This window comes from Streptomyces varsoviensis, from assembly GCF_000718635.1.
GTDB classification, from domain to species: domain Bacteria; phylum Actinomycetota; class Actinomycetes; order Streptomycetales; family Streptomycetaceae; genus Streptomyces; species Streptomyces varsoviensis.
In genome coordinates this window covers 1-237 of the sequence record NZ_JOBF01000099.1, presented here as the reverse complement: position 1 = coordinate 237, position 237 = coordinate 1, and the positions used below count along the sequence as shown (strand labels likewise).

At 62.9% G+C, this 237-nt stretch carries 1 protein-coding gene; it reads right to left on the bottom strand.

Going from position 1 to position 237, the window contains the following annotated elements; translation table 11 throughout:
* The coding region (locus tag IF55_RS35775; protein WP_030893517.1) for a SufD family Fe-S cluster assembly protein at window positions 1–237 on the bottom strand (237 nt) is incomplete at its 5' end.

Genomic DNA, 237 nt, shown 5'->3' with positions numbered 1-237 from the left:
TCAGCCGACGGAGCCTTCCATCTGCAGTTCGATCAGCCGGTTGAGTTCCAGCGCGTACTCCATCGGCAGCTCCCGCGCGATCGGCTCGACGAACCCGCGCACGATCATCGCCATCGCCTCGAACTCCGTCAGCCCCCGGCTCATCAGATAGAAGAGCTGGTCCTCACTGACCTTGGAGACCGTCGCCTCATGCCCCATCGACACGTCGTCCTCCCGCACATCCACATACGGGTACGT